The sequence below is a fragment of the Streptomyces sp. NPDC002467 genome (assembly GCF_042889825.1).
Taxonomy (GTDB): Bacteria; Actinomycetota; Actinomycetes; order Streptomycetales; family Streptomycetaceae; genus Streptomyces.
Window position 1 is genome coordinate 285,274 of record NZ_JBIARJ010000006.1, and the last position, 25,668, is coordinate 310,941.

The 25,668-nt window shown below is 72.2% G+C and carries 21 protein-coding genes and 1 pseudogene; 16 read left to right on the top strand and 6 right to left on the bottom strand.

The features are described from left to right. The first annotated feature begins 164 nt into the window (after positions 1-164). Positions 165-665, top strand: a complete 501-nt coding sequence (locus ACFYYJ_RS15610) for a hypothetical protein (protein WP_384583673.1) — start codon at positions 165-167, stop codon at positions 663-665. Between the two features lie 15 nt (positions 666-680). On the opposite strand, the gene kstD is transcribed toward ACFYYJ_RS15610, so the two are convergent. After that, positions 681-2,465, bottom strand: coding sequence for a 3-oxosteroid 1-dehydrogenase (kstD, locus tag ACFYYJ_RS15615; RefSeq protein ID WP_389132559.1), 1,785 nt, complete (start codon positions 2,463-2,465; stop codon positions 681-683). A 228-nt stretch (positions 2,466-2,693) separates the two neighbouring features. Next, entirely contained in the window at positions 2,694-3,818 is a 1,125-nt protein-coding gene (locus ACFYYJ_RS15620) for an aminoglycoside phosphotransferase family protein (protein ID WP_385125071.1), read from the bottom strand. Between the two features lie 231 nt (positions 3,819-4,049). On the opposite strand from ACFYYJ_RS15620, the gene ACFYYJ_RS15625 reads away from it, so the two are divergent. Beyond that, positions 4,050-5,549, top strand: a complete 1,500-nt coding sequence (locus tag ACFYYJ_RS15625) for a hypothetical protein (RefSeq protein ID WP_385360549.1) — start codon at positions 4,050-4,052, stop codon at positions 5,547-5,549. Between the two features lie 114 nt (positions 5,550-5,663). On the opposite strand, the gene ACFYYJ_RS15630 is transcribed toward ACFYYJ_RS15625, so the two are convergent. Then, positions 5,664-7,085: a PP2C family protein-serine/threonine phosphatase gene (locus ACFYYJ_RS15630; protein ID WP_385360547.1), complete on the bottom strand. Its 1,422-nt coding sequence runs from the start codon at positions 7,083-7,085 to the stop codon at positions 5,664-5,666. A 190-nt stretch (positions 7,086-7,275) separates the two neighbouring features. Then, positions 7,276-7,527: an SCO4226 family nickel-binding protein gene (locus tag ACFYYJ_RS15635; protein WP_384752379.1), complete on the bottom strand. Its 252-nt coding sequence runs from the start codon at positions 7,525-7,527 to the stop codon at positions 7,276-7,278. A gap of 285 nt (positions 7,528-7,812) precedes the next feature. Between ACFYYJ_RS15635 and ACFYYJ_RS15640 the strand changes: the two genes are divergently transcribed. The 5 genes from ACFYYJ_RS15640 (at position 7,813) to ACFYYJ_RS15660 (ending at position 14,843) form a co-directional block, all read left to right on the top strand. After that, positions 7,813-10,023 carry a molybdopterin cofactor-binding domain-containing protein gene (locus ACFYYJ_RS15640; protein ID WP_385360545.1) on the top strand — a complete coding sequence of 737 codons (2,211 nt, stop codon included), beginning with the start codon at positions 7,813-7,815 and terminating at the stop codon, positions 10,021-10,023. A gap of 15 nt (positions 10,024-10,038) precedes the next feature. Further along, positions 10,039-10,494, top strand: a complete 456-nt coding sequence (locus tag ACFYYJ_RS15645) for a (2Fe-2S)-binding protein (protein ID WP_385125078.1) — start codon at positions 10,039-10,041, stop codon at positions 10,492-10,494. A gap of 207 nt (positions 10,495-10,701) precedes the next feature. After that, on the top strand, positions 10,702-12,201 hold the full coding sequence (locus ACFYYJ_RS15650; protein ID WP_385360542.1) for a helix-turn-helix domain-containing protein: 1,500 nt from the start codon (positions 10,702-10,704) through the stop codon (positions 12,199-12,201). Between the two features lie 51 nt (positions 12,202-12,252). Beyond that, positions 12,253-14,175 (top strand): APC family permease, encoded by a 1,923-nt coding sequence (locus tag ACFYYJ_RS15655; RefSeq protein WP_389132567.1) that lies wholly within the window; start codon positions 12,253-12,255, stop codon positions 14,173-14,175. 110 nt (positions 14,176-14,285) lie between these two features. Beyond that, complete coding sequence (locus ACFYYJ_RS15660; protein WP_385360540.1) at positions 14,286-14,843, top strand: TetR/AcrR family transcriptional regulator; 558 nt, start codon at positions 14,286-14,288, stop codon at positions 14,841-14,843. On the opposite strand, the gene ACFYYJ_RS15665 is transcribed toward ACFYYJ_RS15660, so the two are convergent. Continuing rightward, positions 14,844-16,148, bottom strand: a complete 1,305-nt coding sequence (locus ACFYYJ_RS15665; protein WP_385360538.1) for a M48 family metalloprotease — start codon at positions 16,146-16,148, stop codon at positions 14,844-14,846. A 189-nt stretch (positions 16,149-16,337) separates the two neighbouring features. Here ACFYYJ_RS15665 and ACFYYJ_RS15670 point away from each other — a divergent pair. From ACFYYJ_RS15670 to ACFYYJ_RS15700, 7 genes and pseudogenes are all read left to right on the top strand, one after another. After that, a pseudogene (locus tag ACFYYJ_RS15670) lies at positions 16,338-16,553 on the top strand (helix-turn-helix domain-containing protein); the annotation flags it as partial. A 186-nt stretch (positions 16,554-16,739) separates the two neighbouring features. Then, a complete protein-coding gene (locus ACFYYJ_RS15675) occupies positions 16,740-17,144 on the top strand; it encodes a hypothetical protein (RefSeq protein WP_384583640.1) in 405 nt (134 codons plus the stop codon). Then, positions 17,141-17,917, top strand: a complete 777-nt coding sequence (locus tag ACFYYJ_RS15680) for a transcriptional regulator (protein ID WP_385125087.1) — start codon at positions 17,141-17,143, stop codon at positions 17,915-17,917. The genes ACFYYJ_RS15675 and ACFYYJ_RS15680 overlap by 4 nt, the downstream gene beginning before the upstream one ends. Before the next feature lie 86 nt (positions 17,918-18,003). Next, complete coding sequence (locus ACFYYJ_RS15685; RefSeq protein WP_385125089.1) at positions 18,004-18,426, top strand: roadblock/LC7 domain-containing protein; 423 nt, start codon at positions 18,004-18,006, stop codon at positions 18,424-18,426. Between the two features lie 83 nt (positions 18,427-18,509). Continuing rightward, the gene (locus ACFYYJ_RS15690; RefSeq protein ID WP_384583631.1) at positions 18,510-18,887 is read left to right on the top strand and encodes a hypothetical protein; all 378 of its coding nucleotides are present in this window, start codon (positions 18,510-18,512) and stop codon (positions 18,885-18,887) included. A 166-nt stretch (positions 18,888-19,053) separates the two neighbouring features. Beyond that, positions 19,054-22,632: a CDP-glycerol glycerophosphotransferase family protein gene (locus tag ACFYYJ_RS15695; RefSeq protein WP_389132572.1), complete on the top strand. Its 3,579-nt coding sequence runs from the start codon at positions 19,054-19,056 to the stop codon at positions 22,630-22,632. Positions 22,633-22,759: 127 nt separating this feature from the next. Further along, positions 22,760-23,242: a VOC family protein gene (locus ACFYYJ_RS15700; RefSeq protein WP_385125092.1), complete on the top strand. Its 483-nt coding sequence runs from the start codon at positions 22,760-22,762 to the stop codon at positions 23,240-23,242. A gap of 12 nt (positions 23,243-23,254) precedes the next feature. Here ACFYYJ_RS15700 and ACFYYJ_RS15705 read toward each other — a convergent pair whose 3' ends face one another. Then, positions 23,255-23,980: an NAD-dependent deacetylase gene (locus ACFYYJ_RS15705; RefSeq protein WP_385125094.1), complete on the bottom strand. Its 726-nt coding sequence runs from the start codon at positions 23,978-23,980 to the stop codon at positions 23,255-23,257. 266 nt (positions 23,981-24,246) lie between these two features. On the opposite strand from ACFYYJ_RS15705, the gene ACFYYJ_RS15710 reads away from it, so the two are divergent. Together ACFYYJ_RS15710 and ACFYYJ_RS15715 are read left to right on the top strand one after the other, a co-directional pair. Then, positions 24,247-24,687, top strand: coding sequence for a hypothetical protein (locus tag ACFYYJ_RS15710; RefSeq protein WP_389132576.1), 441 nt, complete (start codon positions 24,247-24,249; stop codon positions 24,685-24,687). A gap of 55 nt (positions 24,688-24,742) precedes the next feature. After that, positions 24,743-25,666, top strand: coding sequence for an ATP-grasp domain-containing protein (locus tag ACFYYJ_RS15715; RefSeq protein ID WP_389132578.1), 924 nt, complete (start codon positions 24,743-24,745; stop codon positions 25,664-25,666). Positions 25,667-25,668: the final 2 nt, after the last annotated feature.

Genomic DNA, 25,668 nt, shown 5'->3' on the forward strand with positions numbered 1-25,668 from the left:
GCCTCCCCCCGGCCGTCCAAGCGCTTGTGCGGGGACCCGTGGGTGGGGGGCGGGACCGCCCCGGGCGGCCGGGGGGGGCGGGGGGGGGCGGCGGGGGGGGCCGCCCCCCCCGCGGATGAGGGGCCCCGGGCGGGAAAACCCGCGCGGCCACGTACCATGGCGGCATGTCCTTCCTCCGCCGCCACCGCGCCGCCACACCCGCCGGCCCGGACTTCGACGTCCTGGCCATGGACCCGGGGGACTGGCCGGGCAATCTCGGGGCCGGCCTGCTGCCCGCGCCCGACGGCAGCTGCCAGGGTGTCTTCCTCCGCTACGACCTGTTCGGCGGACGCGGCCCCGCAATGATCATCGGCAACCTCCCCGAGGGTTCCCCCGCCCGGGACCTCGCCGAGGGCGAGGTTCCCTTCGAGGTGGCCCAGCTCCTCGACGCGCTCGAGAACGACGAGGACGTCGAGGTCACCGGTATCGAGGACTGCCCCGTCATGCAGGGCGACAACCTCCTCATCGTCCGGAAGATCAAGCTGTCGGAGTCCCGCATCTCCTGCGTCCAGTTCGACCGCAGTGACAACGTGCTGGTCACCATCGCCAGCTGGGACCGCCCGATCACCGATGACCTCTACGCGCTGCTGAAGCCGCTCCCCGCCGAGCTCTTCCAGCAGGGCTAGCGGCTCCTCACGACGTCACGCGTCCGCGATGTCGTTCGCCGCCACGTAGCCGAACGTCATCGCGGGGCCGATCGTCGACCCGGCCCCCGCGTAGCTGTGGCCCATCACCGCCGCGCTGGCGTTGCCCGCCGCGTACAAGCCCCTGATCACCGAGCCGTCCGCCCGCAGCGCCCGCGCGCGGGCGTCCGTGACGATCCCGCCCTTCGTGCCGAGGTCCCCCGGCACGATCTTGAAGGCGTAGAACGGCGGAGCCCATATCGGCGCCAGACACGAGTTGGGCGTCACCCCCGGGTCCGTGTAGTAGTGGTCGTACGCCGTGTCACCCCGGTGGAAGTCGGAGTCGTTACCGCTCCACGCCTGCGCGTTGAACCGGTTGAGGGTCGCCCGCAGCGCCGCCGCCGGAACCCCGATCTGGCCGGCCAGCGCGTCCCAGCTCCACGCCTTCTTCGCCGCCCCCGCCTCGTACCAGGAGTCCGGGAAGACGATCGTCGGCAGGATGTCCTTGAACAGGTACTTGCTGCGGTAGTTCTGATCCACGATCAGCCACGCCGGGATGTGCGAGCCGACCGCGCCCCGGTCCTTCTCGTACATCACGTGCACCACGTCGCTGTACGGGGCCGCCTCGTTGACGAACCGCCCCCCGTTCCCGTTCACGATCAGCCCGCCCGGCAGCGTCCGTTCGGCGAGGCAGAAGTACGGCTCCCCCGGGAGCGGGATCGACGGCCCCCACCACGCGTCCTCCATCAGGGCCAGCGCGGCCCCCGCCCGCTGCCCCGCCCGGATCCCGTCGCCGGTGTTCTCCTTCGCGCCCACCGACCACTGGGTGCCGATCGGCTGCTGCTGGTACTGCGCCCGCATCTCAGGGTTGTGCTCGAAACCGCCCGAGCCGATGATCACCCCCCGCCGGGCCCGCACGGTGCCCTGCACGCCCGCCTTCTCGACGACCACCCCGGTCACCGCGCCACCCTCTTGGACCAGGTCGACCAGCGGACTGTTCAGCCACACCGGCACCCCGGCCCGCATGAGCCCGGCCCGCAGGCCGGCGGCGAGGGCCTGGCCCATGGTCAGCGGCTTCTCCCCGCACAGCGCCGCCTTCGTGCCGCGCGCCAGGCACTCCGTCGACACGGCGAGTCCCTTCGCGTTCACCGCGGCGAGGTTCAGCCACTTGTAGTCCTGGCTGAACACCACCATCCCGGCCGGGACCGGCATGTACGCCGGGTTCAGATGCGCCAGTTCGGCGCCCAGGATGTTGCCGTCGATGTAGTCCGGCTCGATGGAGCGGCCGTTCGGGAGGCCGCCCGGCAGGTTGGGGTAGTAGTCGCTGTAGCCCTCCATGAAGCGGAACTTCAGCGGGCTGTTCGCCATGACGAAGTCCAGCATCCGCGGCCCGTTGGCCAGGAACGCCGCCTGGCGGTCGGCCGGCACCTCGCTCCCCACGACCGCCGCGAGGTACGTCGCCGCCTTCTGCGGGGTGTCCGGCACGCCCGCGCCGAGGATCACAGAGTTGTTCGGCAGCCAGATGCCGGCCCCGGAGCGGGCGGCCGATCCGCCGAAGGTGGGGGCCTTCTCGATGACCAGCACGCTCAGCCCCCGCTTGGCGGCCGTGAGCGCGGCCGTCATCCCGGAGGCCCCGGAACCGACCACCACGACGTCGTACTCGCCGAGCGGGGGACCGTCCGAGGCCCTCGCGGCGGCGGACGGCAGCACGGTGGCGGCGACGACCCCGGCTCCCGCTCCGGCGATGACCGTACGTCTCGACGGGAGGGTTTCCGACGGCGTGCGTGAAGCGCTTTCGGACATGGGCGGGCTCCAGCGGAGTGGGGAGGCGAGGGTGGCTCCAGCATGTCTGATGCTGAGTCAGAAAAGGTGTTCGGGGGATCATGTGAAGTCAAGGCATGCGACGCCTCCTCCTCCAGTATGAGGAGACGCGCCCGCCCCCGAGCCGCACCCGGCCACCGCCCCCGCACGAGCGAAGTCCCGCGGCGGTGGGAGCCACGGGACTTCGCGTATTGGGGGTGAGCCCAGGACCTACCGGGTGCCGACCGCCGCCCGGACCGCTCTGCGCGCCATGCCCGCGTCGTCGTGCAGGCGGCGCAGCAGCAGGCGCTGCTCCTCCCCCGAGGACAGGGAGCCCGCCGGGAGCGGCTGGGTCGGGGCGGTGGCCAGCATCGAGCGCTGCACCGCCGTCTCGCACATCCGGATCTCCCTGGTCAGCACGAGCATCAGGTTGACCAGGAAGGCGTCCCGAGCCACCGGGCCCGCAGCCTGGGCGAGCCGGCTGATCTGCGCCCGCGCGGCCGGAGCGTCGCCCAGCACCGTCCACAGCGTGGCCAGGTCGTAGCCGGGCAGGTACCAGCCCGCGTGCTCCCAGTCGAGCAGCACCGGCCCCGCCGGGGACAGCAGCAGGTTCGACAGCAGCGCGTCACCGTGGTTGAACTGCAGCGCCGTGCCCGACAGTTTGACGCCGTGCAGCAGCTTCTGCAGGTCGCCGAGGTCCCGGTCGGTCAGCAGCCCCAGCTCGTAGTCGCGGGCGATCCGCCGCCCGTAGTTCACCGGGGTCCCGAACAACTCCGTGGGCGGACGCCACTGGTTGACCCGGCACACGGCCCCCAGGGCGGCCCGCAGGTCCACCCGCGGCGGCGGCTCCACCGGGTGCCGCTGGAGCGCCGCGACCCGGCCGGCCATCCGCTCGACCACCAGCGTGCAGTTCTCCGGGTCGGCCGCGATCAACCGCGGTACGCGGACCGGAGGGCGGTGCCGGACGAACGTCCGGTACGCCGCTATTTCGTGCCGGTAGCGCTCGCGCCACTCCGGCGAATGGTCCAGTAAAACCTTCGCGACGGCGGTCATCCGTCCGGTCGTGCCCACCAGCAGGACCGAGCGGCCGCTGCGCCGCAGTACCTGCACCGGCGCGAACTCCGGACAGATCCGCTGCACCGAGGCGAGCGCGGTGCGCAGTTGCGCCCCCTGCGGCCCCGAGAGGTCGATCCTTCCGCTGAGCGGCTGCGACCCGACTCCCGGCATCCGCCGCGCCCGTGCGGCGCCCTGCACGGCCGACGAGGGCCGGCCGGGGTCGAGGTAGGGGCCGCCGCCCGCCGGGAGCGTGCGGTAGGGCCGGACAGGGGCGGACACGGAGGACGTTGCTGCGTACATGGCTTTACGGATCCCTTCGTGCGCCGACTGGGTTCGTACGCCACCCCGCCGGATCCCGTACTTCACCCTGGGGAGTTCCGCCGGTGAACCGGGTCGGGGAGGCGCATTCCTACCTGACACCCGGCGGCAGGTGGCGAACCATCGGGCGTGCCCTGGCGAAGCCTGGCGAATATGCCGCGGGGGCCTGGCTGGGGGCTACTGTCAACTCAGCCGAGAACCTGGGGGCTTGACGTGAGCAAGGGTCCAAACACCCGCTTGAACGACCTGTTCGGCCTGGCCGGCTGGTCGAAGGGCGAACTGGCGAGGATGGTCAACAGGCAGGCGGCGGCCATGGGCCACCCCCAGCTGGCCACCGACACCTCGCGGGTGCGGCGCTGGATCGACATGGGGGAGACCCCGCGCGAACCGGTGCCCACGGTACTGGCAGCACTGTTCACCGAGCGGCTCGGTCGTGTCGTGACCAACGAGGACCTCGGGTTCGTACGGCAGCGGCGCACCACACGACGGCAACCGGACGGGGATCGGCAGAACCCCGACGGAATGCCATGGGCGCCCGAACGCACAGCCGCGGTCCTCACCGAATTCACGGGAATGGACCTCATGCTCAACCGTCGCGGTCTGATGGGCGCGGGTGCCGCGCTCACCGCCGGCTCCGCCCTCAGTAACGCCATGTACGACTGGCTCCACACCGACCCGGCCCTCGCCAAGGAGGCGCAGCACTTCGGGGACGCCTTCCAGGCCGACCCGTCGGGCTTCGACCGCTACGAGGCCGCCCCGATCGGCTCGCAGGAGATCGAGGCACTGGAACGCTCGGTCGAGGTGTTCCGGGCCTGGGACGCCTCCAGAGGCGGAGGACTCCAGCGCAAGGCCGTCGTCGGCCAGCTGAACGAGGTCGGCGGGATGCTGGCCTACCACCACCCCGACCACCTCCAGCGCAGGCTGTGGGGTGTGGCGGCCAACCTGGCGGTGCTCGCGGGCTGGATGTCCCACGACGTGGGCCTCGAACCCACGGCGCAGAAGTACTTCGTCATCGCCGCGCACGCGGCCCGCGAGGGCGGCGACCGCCCGCGCGCCGGCGAGGCGCTGTCCCGCGCCGCCCGCCAGATGGTCCACCTCGGCCGACCGAACGAGGCCCTGGACCTGATGAAGCTCGCGCAGTCCGGCTCCGGGGAGCGGACGCTCCCGCGCACCCGCGCCATGCTGCACACCATCGAGGCCTGGGCGCAGGCCGCCATGGGCAAGGGCCAGGCCATGCGCCGCACCCTGGGCGAGGCGGAGGAGCTGTTCGTGTCCGACAAGGGCGACGTGCCGCCGCCGAGCTGGATGCAGCACTTCGACGAGGCGGACCTGCACGGCATGCAGGCCCTCGCGTACCGGACCCTCGCCGACCACGACGCCACGGCGGCGCCGGTCGCGGCCCGCCACGCGAGGGAGGCCCTGCGGCTGCGCGGGGACGGCTACCAGCGCTCGCAGATCTTCGACTACATCTCGATGGCCTCGGCCTGCTTCATCGCCGACGATCCCGAACAGGCCGACCGCTACGCCCGCCTGGCCCTGGTGTCGATGAACGAGACCTCCTCGCACCGGACATGGGACCGGCTGCGCGAGATGTACCGGCTCACCGGCCAGTACTCCGGGTACTCGCGCATCGAGGACCTCCGCGAGGAGATCGAGATGGCCCTCCCCGACAGCCCCGCGCCGACGCGCGGGCCGCGCGTCACGGGGGCGTAGGGGCGGGCGTGGCCGGTCACCGGCCCGTACCTCCACGGCCCACGAGGGGATCCCACGGAGACGAGAAAGGCCGCGCCTGACGGCGCGGCCCTGAAGCGAACAGTACCGACGGGGCTACCCGCCGACGCGGGCGACCAGTACGCACGCGTCGTCCTCGCGCTCGCTCTCGCCGAACTCCTCGATCACCATCCGCACGCAGTCCTGCGCCGACCGCGCCGCCGAGAACCGGGGCGCGAGGGCGAGCAGCCGCTCGGTACCGTCCGCCCGGCTGAACTCGATGCTGCGCGGGGTCAGTCCGTCCGTGTGCAGGACGAGTACGTCGCCCGCTTCGAGCCGCTCCTCGGCCTGCCCGTACACCGCCCCCGAGGTCGCCCCCAGCAGTACGCCCTCCGGCGGCAGCAGGGACCGGCCCGATCCGTGGCGGATCAGCAGGGGGGCCGGGTGGCCGGCCTGCGACCAGGACAGGAGCCGGCGCTTGGCGTCGTAGCGGCAGCACACGGCCGAGCCGAGCGCCGGCTGGACGGAGGCCTCCAAGAGCTGGTTGAGCCAGCCCATCAGGGGGCCCGGCTCGATCCCGGCCATGGCCATGCCCCGCAGGGCGCCCAGCATCATCGCCATCCCGGAGGTGGCGGTCACCCCGTGCCCGGTCAGGTCGCCGACGGTCAGCATCGAGCTGCCGTCGGGGAGTTCGAGCGCGTCGTACCAGTCGCCGCCGATCAGTGCGCTGGTCGCGGAGGGAAGGTAGTGCGCGGCCACGTCCAGCGTGCCCGCGTTGTCGTGCGGGAACCGCAGGGAGCCGCGCCACGGGGGGAGCACGGCTTCCTGTAGCTCGACCGCCAGCCGGTGCTCGGTCTGCGCGATCTCCCGGCGACGTTGCAGCGAGTCCCGGGACTCGCGCACCGCCCGCTGGCTCCGGCGCAGTTCACTCACGTCCCGCAGTACGGCCCACATGGAGGCCGCGCAGCCGTCGGAGTCGAGTACCGGCTCGCCCCTCATGTGCAACGTCCGGACGCGCCCGTCGGCCCGGACGATGCGGAACTCGCCGTCGATCGGCTTGCCGTCGACGAGGCAGGCCGTCACCCACGCGGTGAGCAGCGGCTGGTCCTCGGAGAACAGGGTGGAGCCCAGTTCGTCGAGGGGCAGCGGCCCCGCCTCGGGGGAGCGGCCGAAGATCTGGAAGAGCTCGTCGGACCAACTGACCTCGTCGGTCAGCAGGTTCCACTCGGCGCTGCCGACCCGGGTCTGGGCCTCGGGGCCGGCCTCGGGCGCCGCCTGGGGGAACTCGATGGCCTCCGGCGCCGGCGGTAGCCCCTCCTTGAGCTGGCCGAGGTGCTCGCCGAGGTCGTCGAGGTGGTGCACGGCGAGGTCGCACAGGGCTCGCTGCCAGCGGCCCTGGGCGTCGTCGTCGTCGACGACCGTGTCGCGGCGCACCGCGTCCACGTCTCCCCGCAGCCGTCGGGTCTGTGAGATCAGTGCGTCCACCGACCCGGGCTCGGGCGGCTGCGCGGGACGGTCCGCGAACAGGTGGGACGGCATGAGAACTCCGATACAGGCGCGGCACGGCCAAGTCTGAAGGAAGGACCGGTCACGACTGTTGCACAGGCGGCGACTGCGTGTAAGGCGTTTGGCAACATCCGCGACGGTCTTGCTTCTGGCATATGCCCCAGGCCTCTCGACCGCCCCACCGGAAGGCGTTCGTGTGCGAACGAATCCAGTCAGGGAGCCGTCAAGTGACCATCACCGGAACCGGAAGAATCGAGTCCGCCGGGTGCCCCGTGCGCTCGTGGATCCGCCGGACCGCATCGGCCGACGGGCCCTCGGAGAGGCAGTAGACCGTGCCGGACTCCGGGTCCGCCCACGCCTGCTTGAAGTGGACGCCTTCCTCCTTCTCGATCGCCAGGTCCGCCTTGTGGGCGGCCATCAGCTGCTCGCTCGTGATGCCCTTCATGCCCGTGTGGACATCCATGAATGTGGCCATAGCCGGGCACCTCCTTCTCGTCCCTTCCATCGTCCGCCCGCGTCCGGAAAATGGCCCTTCGGAACGGCCGGCTCGTTCGTACGGCCGGGGTGTGCGAGGGTCCGTACCGCGTTCACCCGTCACGGGCCCCGATCAAACCGTCGCGCCGGGCGTCCCCCGAACGAGGGATCGGCGTCGGGTCGGTCCCTCCGCTTCCCACCACACCCCCTGATGGCTACTCTACGTGCCGGTAATGATCAGGAGCCGGTCCGCGCGGGCGGACCCGTGCGGGGTGGGGACAACGAAATGACCGGGCAGAGCCGTCGCTCCTTCCTCACCTACCTGGTCGCGGCACCGACCCTCGCCCTCGTGACCCGGGCCGGCGTCGACGCCGTCGCCCCGCAGCCCGCCCACGCCGTGGTGCCGAGCCTGCCCGCCATCGCCGACGTCATCGACCTCGGCGACCTCTTCATCCTGGCCGGGGCGCCCACCTCGGCCCTGCTGGCGCTCGCCGTGGAGGCGGACGGCACCATCCGCTTCCGGTTGCCGCGCGAGGAGGTCGGCCAGGGCCTCACCACCGCCGTGGCCATGCTCGTCGCGGAGGAACTCGACGCGCCACTGGCGAACGTACGGGTGGAACTGGACGACGCACGGCCCGAACTGGTCTTCAACCAGCTCACCGGATCCTCCAACTCCATCCGCTCCCTCTACGGTCCGGTCCGCCAGTGCGCCGCCACCGCTCGGGCCCGGCTCGTCGCGGCCGCCGCCGTGCGCTGGAGCCTGCCCGCCGCCACGCTGACCACCGCGAACGGCGCCGTCCGCGCCCCCGACGGCCGCACCGCCGACTACGGCGGGCTCGCCGCGGCCGCCGCCGACCCCGGGCTCGTGGTCCTCGGCGCCACCCCGAAGAAGACCGCGAAGCACACCCTGATCGGCAGGCCCACCGGCCGGGTCGACGCCCGCGCGATGGTCACCGGTGCCCAGAAGTACACCCTCGACCTCGACGTGCCCGGGGCCAAGCCCTGCGTGGTGCGCCGCCCGCCCACCCTCGGCGGCACCGTGCGCTCCGTCGCCAACCTCGCCGCCGTCCAGGCCATGCCCGGCGTCCTGCACGTGGTCACCGTCCCGACCGGAGTGGCCGTCGTCGCCGAGACCTTCGGGCAGGCCCTCACCGCCAAGGCCGCCCTCCAGGTCACCTGGGGACCAGGCCCCGCCGACCAGCTCTCCGACGCCGAGGTCCGCGCGAAGTTGCGCGCGGCCACCCCTCCGCTGCTCGTGCCGCCGCTGCTGACCCCGTACGTGGACGCCGAGTTCGACTTCGCCTTCGTCAGCCACGCCCCGATGGAGACCAACTCCGCCATCGCGGACGTCCGCGAGGACCGTGCGGAGATCTGGTCCGGGCTCAAGTCCCCCATCGTGGCCCGCGAGACGATCGCGGCCGAACTCGGCCTCCCGCTCGGCAAGGTTCAGGTGCACGTGGTGCAGGCCGGCGGGTCCTTCGGCCGGCGCCTCTTCTTCGACGCCGCGCTGGAGGCCGCCCGCGTCTCCAAGGCCTGCCGCCGCCCCGTCAAGCTGATGTGGACCCGCGTCGACGACACCCGCCACGGCCGGATGCGCCCCGCCACCCACCACAAGATCCGCGCCACCCACCTCCTCGGCGAGGTCCTCACCTTCGAGCACCGCGTCGCGGCCGCCGAGACGGACTTCCGGCACGGACTCGGCGAGATCGTCACCGCGACGGCGGCGCACCTGCCGCTCGGCATCGGCAATGCCACCCTCGCCCAGACCCTCTTCCTGACCACGGTGAAGTCCCCCTACAACTTCGGGGTCACCACGCAGGCGCTGACCGAGGTGCCGACCGGCGTGCCCACCGGCTCCTGGCGCTCGGTGTACTCCGCCAACACGCGCGGCGCGGAGGAGATCGTCGTCGACGAACTCGCCGCGAAGACGGGCCGGGACCCGTACCTGTTCCGCCGGCTCTTCCTCAAGACCGACGCCCAGCGCGCCGTACTCGACAAGGTGGCCTCCGAAGGGGAGTGGGGACGCCCGATGGGCGCGGGCCGCGCTCAGGGCATCGCCTTCCACGAGGAGTACAAGTCCCGCACCGCCTGCCTCGTGGAGATCGACACCCGCGACCCGGAGCACGTCCGCGTCACCAAGGCCGTCATCGCGGTGGACGTGGGCCTGCCCGTCAACCCGCGCGGACTGGAGGCCCAGATGATCGGCGGCCTCACCGACGCCATCTCCACCACGCTGCGCGCCGGCATCCACCTGGACAAGGGGCTGCCGATGGAAGGGAGTTACAGCCAGTTCCACTGGGCGCGGCAACGCGACACCCCGCTCGACGTACGGGTCTTCGTGCTCCCCGCCACCGGCGAGGAGCCGGGCGGCGCGGGCGAGCTGGGCGTGCCCGCGGCGGTCGGCGCCATCGCCAACGCCTGGGCCCGGGCGACCGGTTCCAAGCCGCGCAGCTTCCCCCTCGACTTCGACGTCGACTTCACCCCCTACCCGCGCTGATCGCAGGAGTACGCCGTGCCCTCGCACACCTTCACCGTCAACGGGCGGAGCGTCACCGTGGACGCCCCCGACGATCTGCCCCTGCTGTGGGTGCTCCGCGACATGCTGGGCGTCCACGGACCCAAGTACGGCTGCGGAGTCGACGTCTGCAAGGCCTGCACCAGCCACCTCGACGGCGTCGACGTCAGGCCCTGCGTGGTGCCCGTCTCCGCGTGCGCGGGGAAGACGGTGACCACCATCGAGGGGCTGGCCGACGGGGACGTACTGCACCCGGTGCAGGAGGCCTGGCTCGAACAGGACGTCGCCCAGTGCGGTTTCTGTCAGCCCGGTCAGATCATGGCCGCCGTGGCGCTGCTCAAGCGGACGAGTCAACCGACCGACGCGGACATCGACGCCATCGCCAACATCTGCCGCTGCGGCACCTACGTCCGCATCCGTGAGGCCATCCGCAGCGCGGCCGCCAAGATGTGACGATCCGTCGTCGGTGCCGCCGGCGACGCTGCGAGCGAGAAGGACCCCGACGTTCCCCCGTTGCGAGATTCCGCTTCGCGTCGGGGTCCGACCGCTCATGGGCAAACCTAGGCGGGATCGCACCCGCGCACAGGGTTCGCCGTGCCCAGTGACCGGGCGAGACGGGTATCACAGCGCACAGTGGGCGCGGGGTGGTTGAATGCGCCGGTGTCCCGCTCCGACGACATCCTGAGGCTCCACCGGCTCGCCCACACCGGGGGATCGGCGGGCCTGCTCGCATGGCTCACCACCCGGCTCGGCGGATGGGCCGGGGTGGTGGACGCCGACCGGGCGCACGGTTCCGGATCCGGCCGGCCCGCCGCCGTCGGCCAGGCGCCCGCCACCGGTCACGCCCTCGAAGCCGGCCGTGTCCCCGGGTCCGCGCAGGTCCCGGCGTCCGCCCTGCGCGGCGCCGCCGAGATGAGCGCGCGCGGGCTGCGCTCGGCCGTCCTGGAGGGCGAGGGCTCCGCGACGCTGCTGTTCGCGCTGGACGACCGGCGCGCGCTGGCCGCCGTACTGGCGCTGCCGCATCCGCCCGAAGCGGCCACCCTGCTCGCCGACGCCGCCGTACCCCTGGCCCTCGTCCTGGGTGCCGAGGAGGGCGCGCGGCGCGAGGAGCGGGCCCGGATCGCCGAATCGAGGGCCCGCGAGGCGGTGCTGCACCTGCTGATGAACGGCCGGCTCTCCACCGCCCGGCAGATCGCCGAGGTGCTCGCGCCCTCGCTCCCCGATCCGATGCGGATGTACGTCGTGGAATGCGGGGCCGGGCAGCGCGGCGAAGTGGCCCGGCTGTGCGCGGAGCTGACGGGGGGCCGGGCCTGGACCGTGCGCTGTCCCGTGTACGTACGCCATCTCATCGTGCTCGTCCCGGCCGGCCCGGCCGCGGCGGACGACGACCCGCTGGCCGGGGCATTGGTGGGGTTGGCCCGGGACGCCGTGGTCGGGGTCAGTGCCGAGGCGGCCCTGCGGGAGGCCCCGGCCGCGTACACCCAGGCCTTCCACGCCCTGGCCGTCGCCCGCGGGCGACGGGAGCGGCACGCCCGGTTCGGGCCGGGCCCCGAGCTGGCGCTCGCCGCGCACGCGGCCGGGGCGGGCTGGGCCGGGGCCATGCTCGCACCGCTGCACGGTCACGAACCGAAGCGGGCCCAGGACCCGGGAGCGCAGGAGCTGCGCGCGACGGCCCACGCCTGGCTCGACTTCACCTCGCACGCCACCCGCCTGCTGAAGGTCCACCGCAACACCCTGGCGGGCCGGCTCAAGCTCGTCGAGGCGCTGCTCGGGCTCGACCTCGCGCGCCTCGCCGACCAGTCCGCGCTGTCGCTTGCCCTGCGCCTCACTCCGGGCGGGAACGGCCCGGGCGCGGGCGCGGAGCGGGTGGGCGACCTGGACGAGGTGCTGCGCGATCCCCGGCTGGTCGACTGGGCCCGCGCCCACCTCCGCCCGCTGACCGGACCCGACATCCCGCCGGAGGCCCGCGCCACGGTCCGCGTCTGGCTGGAGCACGACGCCCAACTCGCCCCGACGGCCGCCGCGCTGGGCATCTCCGTACCGGGCGCCCGCAAGCGGCTGACCCGGGTGGAGGCGCTGCTGGAGCGCTCGCTGCTCCAGTCCCCGAGTGCCCGGCACGACCTGTGGTTGGCGCACCGGGCGGAGGAGCTTGCCAGGTGACACCCTCCCTAAAAGGGGCGAATCATGTGAAACATGCACGATCATGCCTGAATGACGCGTATCAATGCGAAGCGCGTGCTGGTCGGTGAACCCCTCGACACCGCACGCCTGGGCGAGACCCTGCTGCCGAAACGGCTCGCCCTGCCGATCTTCTGCAGCGACCCGCTCTCCTCGGTGGCGTACGCCACCGAGGAGATCCTGCTGATCCTCGCCCTCGGCGGGGTCGCCCTGCTCCACCTCGCCTGGTACGCGGCCGCCGCCATCGTCTTCCTGCTCGTGGTGGTCATCGCCTCCTACCGGCAGACCTGCCACGCCTATCCCAGCGGTGGTGGCGCGTACGTCGTGAGCAAGGAGAACCTCGGCCCGACCGCCGCGCTGACCGCCGCCAGCGCCCTGCTCGTCGACTACGTGATGACCGTCGCCGTCTCCGTCGTCTCCGGGGTCTCGGCCATCACCTCCGCCATCCCCGCCCTGAGCGACCACGAAGTGGTCCTGTCGGTCGGCTCCGTGGTGCTGCTCACCGTGATGAACCTGCGCGGCGTACGGGAATCGGGCCGGATCTTCGCCATCCCCACCTACGGGTTCGTCCTCGTCATCTACCTCATGTTCGCCTTCGCCGCCGTACGGTTGGCCACCGGCGAGACCATCCGCGCCGAGTCCGCCGACCTGCCGATCACCGCGACCGGCACCTACACCGGGCTCGCCCTGGTGTTCCTCGCGATGCGCGCCTTCGCCTCCGGCTGCACCGCCCTGACCGGCGTCGAGGCGATCAGCAACGGCGTACCCGCCTTCCAGAAGCCCAAGGCCAAGAACGCGGCGACCACCCTCGCCGCGATGGGCTTCCTCTCCGTGACCATGTTCGTGGGCATCACCGCCCTCGCGATGACGTACCAGGTGCACGTCGCCGAGGACCCCACCGAACTGGGCCTGCCGCCCGGTACCCCGATGTCCACCGCCCTCGCCCAGATCGGACGCGCCACCTTCGGCGACTGGCACTTCCTCTTCTACCTGCTCCAGGCCGTCACCGCCGGTGTGCTGATCCTCGCCGCCAACACGGCCTTCAACGGCTTCCCGATGCTCGCCTCGATCCTCGCCAAGGACCGGTACGCGCCCCGGCAGCTCTACAACCGCGGCGACCGACTCGTCTACTCCAACGGCATCGTGCTGCTCGCACTCGTCGCGATCGGCCTCATCGTCGCCTTCGACGCCAACCTGACCCGCCTCATCCAGCTCTACATCATCGGCGTCTTCGTCTCCTTCACCCTCTCGCAGGCCGGCATGGTCCGGCACTGGGACAAGGAACTCGCCTCCGCCGAAACCCGGCGCGAGGAGCGCGTCCACATCCACCGCCGCCGCGCCATCAACGCCGTCGGCGCCGTCCTCACCGCCCTGGTCCTGGTCATCGTCCTCATCACCAAGTTCACGCACGGCGCCTGGCTGGTCGTCATCGCCATGCCGGTGCTGTTCTTCGGGATGCTGGGCGTACGGCGCCACTACGACCAGGTCGCGCAGCAGGTCGCCGTCGCCCCCGACGCGAAGCCGCGCAAGCCCACCCGCCACCACGTCCTGGTGCTGGTCGCGAGCGTGCACGCCCCCACGCTGAAGGCCCTCGGCTACGCGCAGGGCCTGCGCCCCGACACCCTGACCGCCGTCACCGTCGCGGCCGACGAGCAGGACGCGAACCGGCTGCGCGAGGCCTGGACCGCGCACGACCCGGGAGTGCCCCTGAAGATCCTGCACTCCCCGTACCGTGAGGTGGTGGGCCCGATCCAGGCCCATGTGGAGGAACTGGCGCAGGACTCGGCGACGGACGTCCTGTCGGTGGTCATCCCCGAGTACGTCGTGGGGAACTGGTGGGAACATCCCCTCCACAACCAGAACGCCCTGCGCCTGAAGGCACGGCTGCTGTTCACCCCCGGGGTCGCGGTCATCGACGTGCCCTACCTCCTGGAGTCGGCCCGCAAGGAGCACTAGACCGTCTCTTCCGGTCGGACCGGACCGGTCCCATCCGCTACCGTGAGCGAAGCACTGCACGTGCAGTGCTCACCTCATGTGCCGCAGCCACCCCGATCCGAGGACCGTCCATGCGCCAGAATCCGCAGCGCCGCGCCGCCCTGCTCGACGCCGCCATCGAAGTCCTGGCGCGCGAGGGCTCGCGCGGGCTGACGCTGCGCGCCGTGGACGCGGAGGCGGGAGTGCCCACGGGCACCGCCTCGAACTACTTCGCCAACCGGGCCCAGCTGCTCGTGCAGATCCTCCACCGCACCCGCGAGCGCCTCGTACCGGACCCCGAGGACCTGGCCGGCCCGCTGGACACCAAGGTGCTGCTCGACCGGCTCCTGGAACGGATGCGGCGCGAACGCAGCGTGCACATCGCGATGCTGGAGCTGCGCCTGGAAGGCACCCGCCGCCCCGAACTCCAGGCGGAACTGGCCGGCTTCCAGGCCGCCGAGCTGGAGGCGAACATCGACTGGCACCTGCAGTCGGGCCTCCCGGGGGACCGGCAGGGCGTGGCGCTGCTGTACCTCGCGATGCTCGGCCTGATCGTGGACGACCTGACCGCCCCGGACACCCTGCGGGCCCACCCCGTGGAAGGCCTCATCGAAACGATGGTCGAGCGGCTGCTCCCGGACACGGAGTAGTCAGGAGGCGCGCTCGCGGATCACCTGGCGCGCCAGTACCGCACGGACGGACGCCAGTTCGGCGCCGATCGCGGCCGCGCGGGAGTCGTCGTAGCCGACCTGCGCCCGGTGCGGGCCGCCGGCCGCCGCGGCACGCCGCCGCAGATGGGTCGGCGGGTGCGTGGAGTCCACGACGTGCCCGCGCAGTGCGGCGACCCGCCGCAGCCGCTCGTACTCCAACTCCGGCACGGCGGCGATGTGCGCGGCCAGCCGCTCCCACACCTCCTGCTCCGCACGATCGCGGGCCTCGCGCCCGCCGCGCCCGCCCCGCACCTGCGCGGCGACCGACTCGCGGCGCAGATGCCGGTCGACCGAACCCGTCACCAGGAGCCGGTCCATCAGAGCGACGGCCGCTTCCGTGGACCCGGCCCGCGCGGCGCTCACGTCGGCCAGGTACTCGGCCCGCAGCGAGGCCCGCAGGGTCAGCCGGTCCAGCAGGCGGAGCAGCCCGTAGACCGTCCACCGCGGCACGAACGTCACCGCGTTCACGAACCGCTGCGGCAGGCCCGCGGCGGGTGTGGGCGCCAGCAGGTAGTACCAGACCGACAGCGAGTGGAGCGCCCCGCCGGTGAGGCGGGAGTGCCGGATGTCGCCGTGGGCGAAGTGGCCCAGCTCGTGGCCCAGCAGAGCCACCCGCTCCTGCGGAGTGAGGATCTCCCAGAACCCGAGCCCCAGGTACAGGACGCGCCGCTGCCGCACGCCGTACGAGGTCACCGCGGCGTTGGCATCGGAACCCACCACCACGGTGTGCACCCCGGCCGTTCCGACCGCCGCCCCGACCTCGTCGATCAGCTCGAACAGCCGTGGTGCGTCCGCCCGGTGGAGCGCCTGCGCGTCCTTCGGCAATCGCCCGGCCCGGGGCCGCAGCACCACCGCGAGCCCGAGCAGCAGCACCCCGAACACCGGCAGGAGCCCGGTGTCCCACCCCAGGACGACCAGAAGGACCGCGCTCACGATCAGGAGTACGGTCACGCCGTGCACCAGCAGCGCCACCCCGGAGGCGAACGCCCCCGCGGCATCCCACGCCCGCGGCGCGCTGCCGTCGACGCCCCGCTCCATCTCGGCCGCCAGTTGGTCCCCGTACTCCCGTGCGAGGCGCCGGCGGAAGGCCGCGATGCGCCCGGGATCGGGTTCGGGCGAGCCCGGGTCCACGTTCCAGTCGCAGGCCGCGCACCACTCGACGAACCTCGCGTCCAGCGGCACCGGGCTCCCGCACTCGGGGCACTCCCGCACCGACGGCCCGGCCGTCGGCGTGTTGATCTCCATGTTTCCCCTCCCGTCGCGGTCCCCGAGATCCGCGGTTCCGGAAGGATAGAGGGACGCCGCGTCGGGGCCGCGGTCGGATGGGGGTGCGGCGATCCGGTGCCCGGGTTCAAGCGAGTCAGCCGGGTTCGGGGCCGTCGAGCGACTTTGATGGGTCTGCCAGGGACTCGTACCGGAGCAGGGGGACCACTCATGGGTGCCGAGCAGGACCGGAAGGACAGCACGCCCACACTGATCGGTTCCGTGCAGCGCGCGCTGCGTCTCGTGGAGGCGATGCACGCCGAAGGCGGGGCGACGGCGAAGAGGCTCTCCCGGATCACCGGGATTCCGTTGCCCAGCGTTTACCACCTGCTGCGCACCCTTGCCCACGAGGGTTACGTCCGACGCGAGGGCGGCGCCTTTCGGCTCGCGGACGATCTACCGCTCGCATCTTGATCAAAAGTCGAAGCGATCCGGCCAAGGTCGGTTGTGCTTTGACGCATGTTCCAGCGGAAAATGCCAGAACCCCCTTCCGCAGTGTGGAACTTGAGTAAGTTCCCTCCTGTCGCGCCGCAGACCGTGCACTCAGCACGTCCGGCCGGGAGGGGAGCCCGCGTGCCCGGGATCGACGAATGCCTGCTCGAAGCCATGGCCCTGCCTGGTGCGCGGGGGGCCGCGCTCGTCGACTGGAGCAGCGGACTGGCCCTCGGCACCGCGGGGGAATCGCCCGTGGGCGACCACGAGACCACCGCCGCCGAGACCGCCGAGCTGGCCCGGGCGGCCGCCGAGTACGAGTCCTTCGCCCCGGCGGCCACCGCCGCCTTAGGCGGCGAGGCGGCCGGACCGCCCGTGGAGGACCTGATCGTCACCACCCGTACCGGCTACCACGTACTGCGCTTCGTCGAGACGAGCTTCGACAGCAGCGTCTTCCTGCACCTCTGGCTCGACCGCACCGACGGAAACCTCGCCCTCGCCCGCCACAGACTCCGGGCCCTGGCGGAGGGGTTGGTGCTCAGATGACCGCCCTCTCGGCCACCGCCGTCTCCCCCCTCCTCACCCGGCTCGCCGCCGAGCGGGCCACCGGCGCCCTGTTGCGCGACCGCGGCACCCTCTTCCTGGAGGACGGCCGCATCGTGCACGCGGAGAGCCCGGCCACCCCCGGCCTCGACGTACTGCTCACCACCGGCGGCGGCCTCGCCCCCGAGCGCTGGCGCGAGGCCGTCGACCGGGCCGGAGCCCGCCGCCAGGTCGCCCGCTTCCTCGTGGACAGCGGCGGACTCGCGGGCGGAGAGCTGGAGATATGCCACCTCGCCGCCATGTTCGACGCCGCGTTCTTCGCACTCTCCCCGGGCAGCGGCCCCTCCCGGTTCCGCCGCGGGGCCACCCACTGGATCGGCTCCGTCCGCTCCGTACCGGCCGCCGCCGTCGAGCGCGAGACCTGCCGGCGCAGGGAACTGCTCGACGCGGTCTGGCCCTACCCACAGCTGGACACCGCCCCGGTGGTGCCCCGGCCCGCCGCACCCGGCCAGACGGTCACCTCCCGGCAGCGGATCCTGCTGCACCACGCCGACGGGGTGCGCACACCGGCCGACCTCGCCTGGGCGCTGGGCCGGCCGGCCTTCCACACACTGCTCGACGTACGGCGCCTCGCGGCGGCCGGACTGGTCGAGACGCCGCACGCGCCGGCCCCGCAGCCGCCCGCGGCACCCCTGCCCGACTGGATGACCCAGGACCAATCCCCGGACGTGGCGCTGCTCCGCCGGTTACGCGACGCACTGGAGGCAAGTCTGTGAGGCTCCCGCTGCGACCGGTCCTGCGCACCGACCGCTCCGAGCGGAGGCAGCCCGAATCGAGGGATGCCGAAAGGAGGAAGTCCGACATGAGTACGGTGCCCCCCGAGACCGAAGCCGAGATACTCGCCGAGCTCCGCAGGCTGCGGTCCCGGGTGCCCCAACTCACCGGTGCCTTCGCCGCGAGCACCGACGGTCTGGTCCTCGCCCAGGACAGCGCCGCCACCGAGGCCGAGTCCGTCGCGGCACTGACCGCGGCCGCCCTCGGGGTGGCCCAGCGGCTCAGCGACTGCACCGGCCAGGGCGTCTTTCGCGAGCTGTTGGTACGGGGTGAGGAGGGGTACGTGGCGACCTACGCCGCGGGCGCCGCCGCCGTGCTGACCCTGACCGCGGAACCCCGGGTCAACGTCGGGCGGCTCCACCTGGAGGCCCGCCGCTCCAGCGTCCGGATAGCCGAACTCGTGGAGCCCGCCCTCGGGCGCCGACGGGGCCCGGGCGCCGCACCCTCGTGAACCCGCACCACCGCACCTGACAGAGACACCGAGACAGACACCACCAGCGACATCACACAGCGAACGAGAAAGAGGAACGACTCATGGCCAACGTGGATACCGCCCTCAAGGAAGCCACCACCATCATCGAGGGCGCCGTCGGCGCCGCACTCGTCGACTACGGCAGCGGCATGGCCCTCGGTACCATCGGCGGCGGCAAGGACCTCGACCTCACGGTCGCGGCGGCCGGCAACACGGACGTGGTGCGCGCCAAGGTCCGCACGATGGAGATGCTCGGCATCAAGGACGAGATCGAGGACATCCTCATCACCCTCGGCACCCAGTACCACCTCATCCGACTGATGCGCACGCGGGGATCCGCCGCGGGCTTCTTCCTCTACCTGGTGCTCGACAAGGGTCGGGCCAACCTCGCACTGGCCCGACACCAGCTGAAGAAGATCGAGTCGGACCTGGAGATCTGACGTAGGACCGCGTCGTCGACGTGGCGGACGGTTTAATTCTTGCCGTCCGCCCGGCGATCGGCTTCGTTTGCCCCATATGGGTGGAGTTTATGATTCTGTTACAGAGTAGGATGCTGTGAGCAGCTGATCATCGATAAAGCATAAAACGCTGGAGAACCCGCCACCTATGCCCCCGCGCCTGAGCATCGTCGTCCCCGTTTACAACGTCGAGCTTTACCTCGACGAGTGCCTGGAATCCATCGCCGCTCAGACCTTCGAGGACTTCGAGGTCATCCTCGTGGACGACGGGTCCACGGACACCAGCGCAGTCATAGCCAAGGCGTTCGCCGCCAAGGACAAGCGCTTCCGTGTCGTGATGCAGGAGAACGCGGGCCTCGGCGCCGCGCGCAACGTCGGTGCCCGGCACGCCGACAAGGATGCGGAGTACCTGGCCTTCGTCGACAGCGACGACACGATGCCGGACTACGCCTACGAGCGCATGATCGCCGCGCTCGACGAGACCGGCTCCGACTTCGCCGGCGGCAACGTGAAGCGCTTCCGCTCCGTCGGCATGCAGCAGTCCTGGGGTCACCGGGCCGCCTTCGCCAGGACGCAGCTGAAGACCCACATCTCCAAGTTCCCGGCGCTGGTCACCGACCGCACCGCGTGGAACAAGGTCTACCGCCGCTCCTTCTGGGACCGGCACGACTTCCAGTACCCGGAGGGCATCCTCTACGAGGACGCCCCGGTCAGCATCCCCGCGCACTACTTCGCCGCCAGCGTCGACATCATCAGCGACTGCGTCTACCACTGGCGCGTCCGCGAGACCGGCGAGCGCTCCATCACCCAGCGCTCCACCGACCCGATCTCGCTCATCGACCGTGTGAAGTCCGTCCGCCTGGTCCGCGAGTCCCTCAAGGCCAAGCAGGGCGCGAAGTACGAGCGCTACCTGCGCGACTACGACTACAACGTGCTGAGCGAGGAGCTCCCGCTCATCTACAAGTACGTCGGTGAGGGCGGCCCGGACTTCCGCGCCGCGTTCGTCAAGGAGGTCGGCGGCCTCGTCCGCGAGATCGGCACCGGCCCCTGGTCCGGCCTGACCGTCGCGGACCGGCTCAAGGCCTACCTCGCCGGCGAAGGTCGCGTCGAGGACTTCATCGCCCTCCAGGAGCACCAGCGCGACTTCCACTACAGCGTGCCGGTCAAGGGACTCGCCCGCCCGCAGGCGGACTACCCCTTCCTGCACGGTCGCCCGCCGGTCCCCGCCAAGATCCTCACCCTGGGTCCGCGCGAGCGACGCGTCGTCAGCCGTCTGGAGCAGGCGTCCTGGGTCGACGGCAAGCTGCTGCTGCGCGGCTACGCCCTCCCCGGCCACCTCGGCGCGGAGAGCCGCCTCGGCTCCCGCAAGATGCTGATCTTCCGTGAGGGCGGCAAGCGCCGTCGCTCCGTCGTCAGCACCCGTACGGTCGCCTCCCCGATGGCCTCCGTGATGTCCCCGCACCTCGCACTGCGGCACGCCGGCTGGGCCGGCTTCACCGCCGCCGTCGACCCGTCGATCTTCCAGTCCGGCGGCGAGTGGCGCGACGGGACGTGGACGACCTCCATCGCCGTCACCGGCGCCGGCGGCCTGCACCGCGCCCGCCTGCGCGGCGGCGAGCACGACACCGGCCAGAACCCGCCCCCGCACTGGGTGGCCCCGGACGTCCGCATCCTGCCCACCGTCGCAGGAGCCCTCACCGTCCAGGTGGAGGTCGTCGGAGCCCGTGGCCTGGACGTGCGTCCCGCCGGCGACGACGCCGTGGAGATCATCGGAGAGCTCTCGGCCTCGGTCGGCGTCCCCACCGTCCTTCAGGCCGTGCACGTCACCACCGGCACCACCGCCACCTTCCCGGTGGAGACGGGCGAGGCCGACGGCGGCCGGGTCCCCTTCACCGCCCGGGTCGAGCTGGCCGAGCTGGCCGCCGTACCGGACGCCGAGTGCGAGCCCGGCGAGTGGACCCCGGAGCCCTGGAGCCTGTCCGTGCTCGGCGCCGACGGCACCGAGCACCGCCTGGCCCACGACGAGCGCGGCGGCTTCAACGGCCTGATCGTGCCGCTGCCCGGCGCCGACAAGGGCCGCGCCCTCTTCGCGAAGCGCGGCAACACCGGACACCTCACGCTCTCCGTGCAGCCCTCGCCGCCGCTGATCGACGGGGTCACCGCCGCAGAAGGCAAGGTCACGCTGGAGGGTCGCTTCATCGCGCCCACCGACGAGCCGTACGAGCTCGTCCTGCACAACGCGCACGGCACGGAGTTCAGCTACCCCGTCACCCGTGACGGCGACCGCTTCACCGCCGAGTTCGAGCCGATGCTCCCCGAGGCGTACGCCGGCCGCACCACGCTCCCCGAGGGCCGCTGGTGGCCCACCATGCGCCCGGTCGCCCAGGGCGGAACCACCGCCGGCCTGCTCGGCGTCGACCGCGGCGCGCCCGTGCAGATGGGCACCGGCATGCTCTTCGCCGGTCCGCACCCGTTCACCGTGCAGGGCCGCCGGATGCGGGTCGAGACCCGCTTCCACGACCGCATGGTGCTGGTGGCCGACCCGCTGCTCAGCCCGCACGACCGCTCCAACTACGCCCAGCGCGTCGCCCGCTGCGAGACCTACCCGGCGCAGCGTGCCCTGCCGGTCAAGGACATCGTCGTCTACGACACCTTCCAGGGGAACGGCGCGGGCGACGCACCCCGCGCCATCCACGAGGAACTGCTGCGCCGCGGCGAGAAGCTGGAGCACATCTGGCTGGTCCGCGACGGCCGCGCCGAGGTCCCCGCGACCGCCCGCGCCGTGCAGTACGACAGCGTCGAGTCCTGGGACGTGCTGGCCCGCGCCCGCTACTACGTCACCAACGACAACGTCCCGCGCCGCTTCCGGCGCCGCCCGGGACAGACCGTCGTACAGACGTGGCACGGCACGCCGATCAAGCAGATCGGGCACGACTTCGTGCACGACTACTACACGAGCCCGGAGATCCTGGAGGGCCTGGAGCACGACAGCGCCCAGTGGTCGCTGCTCGCCTCCCCGAGCTCCTACGCCACCCCGCTCCTCAAGCGCGCCCTCGGCTACGACGGCGAGGTCATCGAGGCCGGCAGCCCGCGCACGGACGCGCTCGTCCGGCCCGACGCGGAGCGCGTCGCCGAGGTCCGGCGGAGGCTCGGCCTGCCCGAGGGCAAGAAGGTCGTCCTCTACATGCCGACCTGGCGCGAGAACTGCGAGGGCTTCTCCGGCGGCTACAAGCTGGACCTCCGCATCGACCTGGACGCGGCCCGCCGCGAGCTGGGAGAGGACCACGTCCTGCTGATCCGCGGTCACCACCACGTGACCGAGCAGGTCCGCGACGGCGTCCGCGACGGCTTCGTCGTCGACGTGTCCCGCTGGGCCGACGCGGCCGACCTGCTGCTCGTCGCCGACGTGCTGATCTCGGACTACTCCTCCGCGATCTTCGACTTCGCGCTCACCGACCGGCCGATCCTGCTCTTCACGTACGACCTGGCCCACTACAAGGGCACGCTGCGCGGCTTCAACTTCGATCTGGAGGCCAAGGCGCCCGGCCCGCTGCTCGCGGACTCGGCGAGCCTGATCGAGGCCGTGCGCAACGCGGACGCGGTCGGTGCGGAGTACGCCGAGGCGCGGGCCGCGTTCCGCGAGGAGTTCTGCGACCTGGACGAGGGCCACGCCGCCGAGCGGGTCGTCGACCGGATGCTCGCGATGAACGAGGCCGGCGAGAAGTAGGCCGTACGAGCCAATTCCGGACCGGATGCGGACCGGCCCCGGGCCCACCGATGAATTTCGGGCCCGGGGCCGGTCTGTATGTGAGGACGTGCACGCGCACGCACTCACCACTCGCCTGGAGGCAGTCATGAGCGGCAACGGGTTCACCACCTGTCTGTGGTTCGACGGCAACGCGGAAGCGGCCGCCGACTACTACCTGTCCGTGTTCAAGGACGGCAAGCGGGGCCGGATCGGCCGCTACAACGAGGCGGGTCCCGGGCCGACCGGATCGGTGATGGTCGTCGAGTTCGAGATCAACGGGCAGAAGTTCGTCGGCCTCAACGGGGGACCGCAGTTCCACTTCTCCGAGGCGATCTCGTTCCAGATCCACTGCGCCGACGAGGCCGAGGCGGACCACTACTACGACGTGCTCACCGCGGACGGCGGCGAGGAGTCGGCGTGCGGCTGGGTCAAGGACCGGTTCGGGCTGTCCTGGCAGGTCATCCCGCCGGGCGCCATCGACCTGGTCACCGACCCCGACCCGGAGCGGGCCGCCCGGGCCACCGCCGCCATGATGAAGATGAAGAAGCTGGACGTGGCGGCGATGCGCCGGGCGGCCGACGGGGAGTAGCCGTCCGGGGGCTCAGCCGGCGATCCGGGCCAGCAGCGCCGGGAGGGCCGTGCCGATCGGCTCGCGGAGGACCTCGTCGGCGAGGGAGTCGTACGGGGTCTCCTCCGCGTTCACGATGATCAGCCGGGCCCCCGCCTCCGCGGCCATCCCGGCGAGCGAGGCCGCCGGCTGCACCTGGAGGGTGGATCCGGCGGCGATGAACACCTGGCAGCCCTTGGCCACGGCCACGGCCTGCCCCAGCACCTCCGGGTCGAGCCGTTCCCCGAACATCACCGTCGCGGCCTTGAGGATCCCGCCGCACGCCTGGCAGGCGGGATCCGGCTCCCCGGCGGCGACCCGGGCCAGCGCCTCGTCCATCCCCGACCGGGCGTGGCAGGCCGTGCACACCACCGCGCGGGCGGTGCCGTGCAGCTCGAACACCTTGCGCGCCGGCATCCCGGCGAGCTGGTGCAGCCCGTCCACGTTCTGCGTGAGGACCCGGACCGGAGTGCCGCCGCGTTCCAGGGCGGCGATGGCCAGGTGAGCCGCGTTGGGCCGGGCCCCGATCGCGCCGAGTTCGGCCCGCATCAGCCAGGAGCGGCGCCGGATCTCCGGGTCGGCCATGTAGTACTCGTACGTCACGAGCTTCTCGGCGTCGGGCTCCCGGCGCCACAGGCCCTGTGGCCCCCGGTAGTCCGGAATTCCGGAATCGGTGGACATTCCTGCCCCACTGAACACTGCGACGAGCGGCTTTCCCATGCGCCGACCCTACGGACCGACAGGCCGCGCCCGCGACCGCTTTTGGCACCGCCGGCCCGCGCCCCGGACCGGCCCGCCGGCCCGGCGTCCGATCCGCCATCCGGAGTACACGGTCGCCCCGCTCCCGTTCTTCTTCTCCGATCGCTCCGGGGGGGTGGGGAACGGCCCCCGAAGAGTCGTTTCTGCGGTGAATCGGGCCCGCCACGGGAGTAGGACACGCGGCGCACCGGGGCGCGCCGACCGGGGCCGGGGGTTACATATCGGATATGAAGCTCATGCCGTACAGCCTCGGCGTCCTGCCGCTGACCCTGCTCGCCCTGCTGGCCCCGACGCACGGCCACGCCGTGCCCCGGGACGGGGACGGCGCCGTCCCCGCCGCCCGGGGCGGGCACACCGCCGCCGAGATCACCCGCTTCCTCAGCGACTTCTACGGTGACCACGGCCCCTCCGAAGACGGCCGCGAGAACCAGGTCTCGCAAGTCCTCAAGGACAAGCAGAAGGAGAACGCGGACGCCGACGTGCTCCTGTGCGCCGAGAACGAACCCGAGGGCATCTCCATCGGACCGGTCACCGTCGCCCAGGCGGCCGGGGTCGGTTGGGCGACCGTCACCACGCAGTGGGGCTCCGAGACCACGGACACCTTCACCGCGTACGTCCGGCTGGACTCCCAGCCGATCCGGCTCGACGACGTGATCTGCGCGGGCTGAAAGTCCGGCGAGGAGGGCCGCGTACGCGCCCGGAGCGCTCATTAGGCTGGTGGTCATGACCATGGCCACCACGCCCGCCACGACCGTCCTGTACTGCGCCGACCCGCTGAACGGGCGCCGCACCGACCCGCACTTCGCGCAGGAGGCCCAGGTCCTGCGCGCCCGGGGCGCGGCGGTCGCCCTCGTCGACCACGACGCACTGCTCGCCGGGGACGCCGAAGGGGCCGTGGCCCGCGTCCCCGCCGCGGCGGGCGGCGTCCGCTACCGGGGCTGGATGGTGCCCGCCGCCCGGTACGCCGAGTTGGACGAGGCCCTGCGGCGGCGCGGTGCCGAACTGCTCGTCAGTCCCGATGCGTACCGCCGCGCCCACGAACTGCCGGGCTGGTACGAGACGTTCGCCGCCCTCACCCCGGTCAGCGTCTGGCTGCCCACGGCTCCGGGTGAGGTCCCCGACGGGGCGCGGCTCGCCGCCCTCGCCGCCGGGCTGCCGCCCGGCGCGGCCGTGGTCAAGGACTACGTCAAGTCCCGCAAGCACGAGTGGCACGAGGCCTGCCACGTCCCCGACCTCGGCGACCCGGTGGCCCTGCGGCGGGTGGTGGGCCGCTTCGTCGAGCTCCAGGGCGAGTTCCTGGCCGGCGGGGTGGTCCTGAGGGCATTCGAGGACTTCGTCGCGCCCGAGGGCGCGGCCACGGAGGTGCGGGTCTGGTGGCGGGGCGGGGAGCCCCGGCTGTTCACCGCGCATCCCGACAGCCCGGTGATCGAGGCCGCCGAGATCCCGGCGCGGGACCTCGAACCGGTGCGGGCCGCCGTGAGGGCGCTCGGCTGCCCCTTCGTGACCACGGACCTCGCACTGCGCGCGGACGGGGCGTGGCGCGTGGTGGAGGTCGGCGACGGACAGGTCAGCGACCTGCACCGGAAGGTCGATCCGGCCCTGCTCGCCGCACTCCTGACGGATGATCAGCCTGTTTCCGCCGTCTGACG